The sequence below is a fragment of the Brevibacillus sp. HB1.3 genome (genome assembly GCF_013186635.1).
In the GTDB taxonomy this organism is placed as follows: Bacteria; Bacillota; Bacilli; order Brevibacillales; family Brevibacillaceae; genus Brevibacillus; species Brevibacillus brevis_D.
In genome coordinates, this window is record NZ_JABMIT010000003.1 from 17929 (window position 1) to 24064 (window position 6136).

The 6136-nt window shown below is 45.5% G+C and carries 4 protein-coding genes; all 4 read left to right on the plus strand.

Translation table 11 applies throughout. The annotated features are described in order from the left end of the window. The first annotated feature begins 220 nt into the window (after positions 1-220). The 4 genes from HPY31_RS07935 to HPY31_RS07950 all read left to right on the plus strand — a co-directional run bounded on the left by HPY31_RS07935 (position 221) and on the right by HPY31_RS07950 (position 6117). Positions 221-1081, plus strand: coding sequence for a 4'-phosphopantetheinyl transferase family protein (locus HPY31_RS07935; protein WP_172139946.1), 861 nt, complete (start codon positions 221-223; stop codon positions 1079-1081). A 72-nt stretch (positions 1082-1153) separates the two neighbouring features. Then, positions 1154-4456, plus strand: a complete 3303-nt coding sequence (fabD, locus tag HPY31_RS07940; protein WP_172139948.1) for an ACP S-malonyltransferase — start codon at positions 1154-1156, stop codon at positions 4454-4456. 37 nt (positions 4457-4493) lie between these two features. After that, entirely contained in the window at positions 4494-5294 is an 801-nt protein-coding gene (locus tag HPY31_RS07945; protein WP_172139950.1) for an alpha/beta hydrolase, read from the plus strand. A gap of 7 nt (positions 5295-5301) precedes the next feature. Beyond that, positions 5302-6117, plus strand: coding sequence for a methyltransferase domain-containing protein (locus HPY31_RS07950; protein ID WP_172139952.1), 816 nt, complete (start codon positions 5302-5304; stop codon positions 6115-6117). The last annotated feature ends 19 nt before the right edge of the window (positions 6118-6136 follow it).

Here is a 6136-nt window from a genome sequence, read left to right on the forward strand (position 1 = left end):
AATGGGAATGATTGAGTAGATGAATTCACAAAATTTGTGGTATTATACTAAATATATCCAATTCCTTCGCGTTATGCAATAAATGCGGTTGTTGAAAGATTCTGTATAAATAGAAAGAGTTAGCTAGATCAGCTTCTTATCGAAAGTAAAATCTCTCAGGGAATTTAATCGCTGTTTCGGCACGTTAAAGGAACGAGGGAGGTCATACGGAGAAACGGTAGTGTGTAGAACTATTTACCCACGAACCGGGGAAGCTCTGCCCTTTGGCATAGTCGTAGAACGAGAGAAGGCGGAGATTGGATTGCATGTATTTCCACAGACCTTTACGAATGAATTCGTTATCAAAGGGACAGATAGAGAGTTTCGTGCTAGTTTGTGCATGGGCTACTTTTCAGTTCCCGTAGATTTTTTAAAAATAGTAAAATTCCTGCACCCAAGAGAATTCGAGTACTATTTTCATCTGGAGTATGAACGGAGAGTAAAAAGCTACCTGACAGGGAGATATGTCGCCAAAAGAGCCATTTCGTTTTTGACTGGAGAAGACAGTTTAGATCGAATATGGATTGAGCGGGGCATTTTTCATCATCCTGTCGCAAACCTACCGAATTCAGCCAATCTCCAAGTGAGTATCACCCACTGTGATGATCTTGCAGCAGCCATTGCTTTTTCGGAGGAGTTACCGATGGGGATTGATGTTGAGAGAATTAGCGTTGATAGAAATAAAGTTTTGGAGACGCAAATGACTGTGAAGGAGAGCAGCTTGTTGTCCTGCTTGCCTTATTCCTATGAAACGACGCTCACTCTTTTCTGGACAGTGAAGGAAGCGTTATCCAAAGTTTTGAAGACTGGCTTAACAACCTCTTTTCATATCTATGAAATAAGCCAAGTGGAGATAAGAGATGGGGTTGTGTATAGCCTATTTGAAAACTTTCCTCAATACCGTACTGCCTCCTACATCCTAGGTGACTATGTGTGTTCGATCACCTATCCGAAAAAAACAGAGTGGAGTACTGCTGTAGTAAAGGATCTACTTCAGGAGATAGAACAATCCATGACAATCACGGATAAAAATTCCCCATAAGCGGTCAATTGACCAGGCTGTGGGGAGTTTTCTTTATAAAAACCTTTCATATGAACAAGGGGTGCATCATACATGGAAAAGCCTGTTGTGTTTATGTTTTCTGGACAAGGGTCGCAGTACTATCAGATGGGGAAAGACCTTTTTGATCAGAATCCGGTATTTCGCAAATGGATGCTTCGGTTAGATGAAAAGGTACATTCCCAGATCGGGGAGTCTGTCCTTGCCCAGTTATACGATGACACGAAGCGACGAGACGATATATTTGATCGCACCCTTTATACGCATCCCGCTATTTTTATGGTGGAATACGCTTTAGCCCAGGTTCTCATGGAAAGCGGAATAAAGCCCGACTATTGTCTGGGGAGCAGTTTGGGGGAGTTTGTGGCGGCGGCAGTGTCTGAAATCATGCCTGTGGAAGAATTGCTGCAACTCGTGGTTGAACAAGCCACCCTTTACGAAGCGTATTGTCAGAAAGGGAGTATGCTTGCGATTCTCCACAATCCCGATTTGTATGACCAAGAGCCATTCTTGCATCGAAATAGTGAGTTGGTAGCGGTGAATTTTCATTCGCATTTTGTCATTGCCGGGAGCAGTCATCAGCTACAGCGCATGGAGGATTATGTCAAAAACAAAGGGATTATTTGTCAACGATTACCTGTATCATATGCGTTTCACTCCTCTTACATCGATCCGGCTGAACCACATTATCGGGAGGTATTGAAACAGAAATCATTTGGAATTCCCCAGATTCCCTTTGTATCGGGTGTTCATGGTGAAATTATGAAGGAGCTACCTGCTGACTATTTTTGGCAAGTGGTAAGAAAACCAATGCAGCTTCCAAAAGCTGTCCAAGGGCTTGAGAAGCAGCAAAGCTACATCTATTTGGATTTGGGACCAGCAGGCAATTTGAGTAATTTTACAAAGCGAAATTTGCCGCAAGATTCTCAGTCAGAATGCCATTCCATCATCACTCCTTTTAAAAAGGACGGAGAAAATGTAGAGCGCATCAAGCAGCTTTTCTCAAATAAAAGGTTGAAAACCAATAGAAAGGAAGGCAGAAAAATGACCACATATGTTTTCCCAGGGCAGGGCTCTCAAATAAAAGGAATGGGAGGCTCTCTTTTTGATGAGTTTCCAGAAATAACGGCGAAAGCTGATCAGATATTAGGTTATTCGATCAAAGAACTATGTCTGCATGATCCAGACAAGAAACTAGGTAAAACACAATTTACCCAGCCTGCTCTGTATGTGGTCAATGCGCTTAGCTACCTGAAGAAAGTGAAGGAAACCGGGAAAAAGCCTGACTATGTGGCGGGGCACAGCCTGGGTGAGTACAATGCGCTTTTTGCATCAGGGGTGTTTGATTTTGAGACAGGGCTGCATTTGGTGAAAAAAAGAGGCGAGTTGATGAGTCTGGCCGTCGGTGGAGGGATGGCGGCTGTGATTGGGTTTACTTTGGAGCAAGTGGAACGCGTCTTACATGAAAATAATCTGACTAGCATCGATATTGCCAATCACAATTCTCCCTCCCAATTTGTGATTGCAGGTCGGAAAGAAGATATCGAGCGTGCCAACCCTGTTTTTCAGGAAGCGGGCGTAAAAGTATATATACCGCTAAAGGTGAGCGGAGCATTTCATTCCCGTTACATGAGTGATGCGAAGATGAGCTTTGAGGACTATTTGAATCAGTTTGCGTTTTTTGATATGACGATTCCGATAATTTCAAATGTTCACTCAAGACCCTATAAACAGCGCGATGTGAAACGGAATTTGGTTGAACAAATTACACACCCAGTGAAATGGAATGACACCATTCGATATCTCCTGGCCGTGGGGGAAAACGAAATAGAAGAAGTCGGCTCTGGTACTGTGTTGACCAAACTGGTTACTACGATCCGAAATGAAGCAGAGCCGCTGATCATAGAAGTGGAAGAAGAGAAAGAAAGCATGGGGCAAGAGGTAAAGCCGGTTGCTATCACCGTACAGGCTGAAGAGAGAGCAAACAGCATGGAGCAGCCAAAAGAGATTACCGCTTTCTCGCTGGGAGATCAGTCATTTAAACAGGACTACAAATTGAAATATCCCTATCTAGCAGGAGCGATGTACAAGGGAATTTCCTCGGAGAAGCTGGTCATTAAAATGGGGAAAGCCGGGATGATGGGCTTTTTCGGGAGCGGTGGCTTACAGCTGGATAGAATCGAGCGAGCCATCCAACAGATTCAACGTGAACTACAGCAAGGCGAGCCGTATGGGATGAATTTGTTGCATCATCCAAGTGACCCGTCTATGGAAGAAAAAACCGTCGAGCTGTATCTGGCTTATCAAGTCAGAGTGATTGAAGCCTCTGCGTTTATGGCGATTACCCCTGCGTTGATCATCTATCGGGCCAAGGGATTAAGCCGGGGGATGAACGGGCAAGTGGAGGCGGCACACAAAATTTTTGCCAAGGTATCACAGCCTGAGGTAGCGGAAGCCTTTTTAAGTCCCGCACCTGAGTACCTGATAGAAAAATTGCTGCAAGAACATAAAATCACGAGGGAAGAGGCGAGTCTGTTGCGGGAAGTCCCAATGGCGGATGAGTTAACGGTGGAGGCTGATTCAGGTGGAAATACTGATCACGGTGTAGCTTCTGCTTTGATGCCTGCCATGATCAGGCTCCGAGATAACATGATGCACAAGTATGGATACCGTAAGCCGATCAGAATCGGGGCTGCGGGCGGCATTGGGACTCCGGAAGCTGCAGCGGTCGCTTTCATGCTCGGGGCGGATTATATTGTGACAGGTTCGATTAACCAGTGCACAGTGGAGGCGGCGACCAGCGAGTCGGTGAAGGATTCGTTGCAGTTGGCCAATGTTCAAGACACAGAGTACGCGCCAGCGGGTGAAATGTTTGAAATGGGAGCGAAAATTCAGGTGTTGAAAAAAGGCTTATTCTTTCCGGCGCGAGCGAACAAATTGCACGACCTCTATCGTCAATACAACTCACTTGATGAAATCGATGAGAAAACTAAGCAGCAGCTCCAGGAAAAGTATTTTAAACGCAGCTTTGAAGAAGTGTATGAACAGCTGAAAATCACTTGCCCGCCTCAGGAACTGAAAAGAGCGGAACGGACGCCGAAATACAAAATGGCGCTCCTGTTCAAATGGTATTTTAACCGCTGTTTTGACTGGGCCTTGGATGGTGCCGAAAGCTATAAAGTGGATTATCAGATTTACTGCGGTCCTGCGTTAGGCTCTTTTAATCAATGGGTGAAGGGAACGGCTGTTGAAAACTGGAGAGACCGTCACGTTGATCTCATCGGTGAAATGCTGCTCAAGGAGACAGCCAACCTCTTGAATCAGCGTATCCTCGCTTTAACAGGTTCGAGCAAGTAAAAAGGAATGACTCTCAAATAAGAAAGGAACGGCGAAAATGAATTTGGAACTAGAACTAGTAGAATACCATCCGCAGGGCGTTTCTAACGAAGCGCCTCTTCTTTTTGTGCATGGAGCATGTCATGGAGCATGGTGTTGGGAAAAAAACTTCCTTCCTTATTTTGCGGACAAAGGCTTTTCTTCTTATGCGGTGAGCCTTCGTGGACACGGTGAAAGTGACGGCTTTGACAATCTTCATACTTACACACTACAGGATTATACGGATGATGTTCTAGAAGTGATCGGGCGTCTAAAAAACAAGCCAGTGCTGATCGGGCACTCCATGGGCGGAGGCATCGTGCAAAAGATCTTGCATCAGTACCCTGATATCATCTCGGGTACCGTTCTCGTTGCCTCAATTCCTCCGCACGGCGGGATGCGTGACTTATTCCGATTGATGTTCAAAAATTTTAAAGAAGCTATGCAGTTATTTACATATAACGAAAAAAGAGATGCCTCACTGCTTGCCAATGTCTTTTTTTCCAAGGAGCTACCGATGGAAAAAAAGGACGAGTGGGTGAAGCTCTTGCAGCCTGAATCACTGAAAGCAAGAACCGAGATGAATGGAAAAATTGTTCCCAAAACCATCAGTGCGAAAGCTCCGATGCTGGTTCTCGGCTCTAAGCAGGATCGGATGATTTCTGAGAAAACAACGCGCCGAATTGGCAAAACATACGGAATTGAGCCCGTTCTGTTCCCAAATATCAGTCATGATATGATGCTTGATCCTGAATGGGAAGCTGTTGCTGGCGAGATTTTGGCTTTTTTAAACGAATCGATATCTGAGCAGCGGAGGTAGGGGAAACATGGAAGGTTCTTATCAAATCGCAAACATTGCAACGAATGTTGAGGTAGAAATAGAACGCTTGAAATCGCAGGTGGAGTTGTTTTGGGAGAAAGAGCTGAAGCATTATATCGAGTTTGGTCTGACAGATGGGATGTCGGTCATAGAGCTGGGCTCGGGTCCAGGATTCGTGATGGAAAAGGTCATGCAGGCGTTTCCGAATGGCAGAGTGACGGGATTGGAGATTGATCCTCTTCTCGTTGATTATTCCAGAAACTATTTGACGCAAAAGCAATCGAATCGATTTGAGATCGTCGCGGGATCGATTATGGAAACGGGCTTACCTAGCGATTCCTATGATTTTGCCATTACGCGCCTCGTATTGGAGCATTTACCCGACCCAGTCGGTGCGGTTCGTGAAGTGGCGAGGTTGTTAAAGCCAGGTGGCAGAGCCGTATTCATCGACAATGATTTCGAGATGCACATCATGACCACCCCACATGTACCAGAATTGAGAGAGTTGTATGATGCCTACTGTGCGGCACGCTATGCGGAAGGCGGCAACCCGAAAATCGGTCGTGAACTGCCAACAGTGCTCAAGCAAGGCGGGCTTGGAAAAATAGATTTCGAAGTCATTTGCGCTCATAGTGAGCTTCTCGGGTACGAAATGTTTCTAAAGTCGGAGGGTGTAGGCATTCCTGTGCAGCTGGTGCGTGACGGTTATTTATCCAGCAAGGCGTTGGGCAAGTTATCTGTGGCATGGCGAAACATGCTGAATACGGAAGGACATTCTATCCTCAGACAGCTTTACATGGCTGTTGGTGAGAAATCGGTGTAGAGATTGGGGGGAGTCGAGT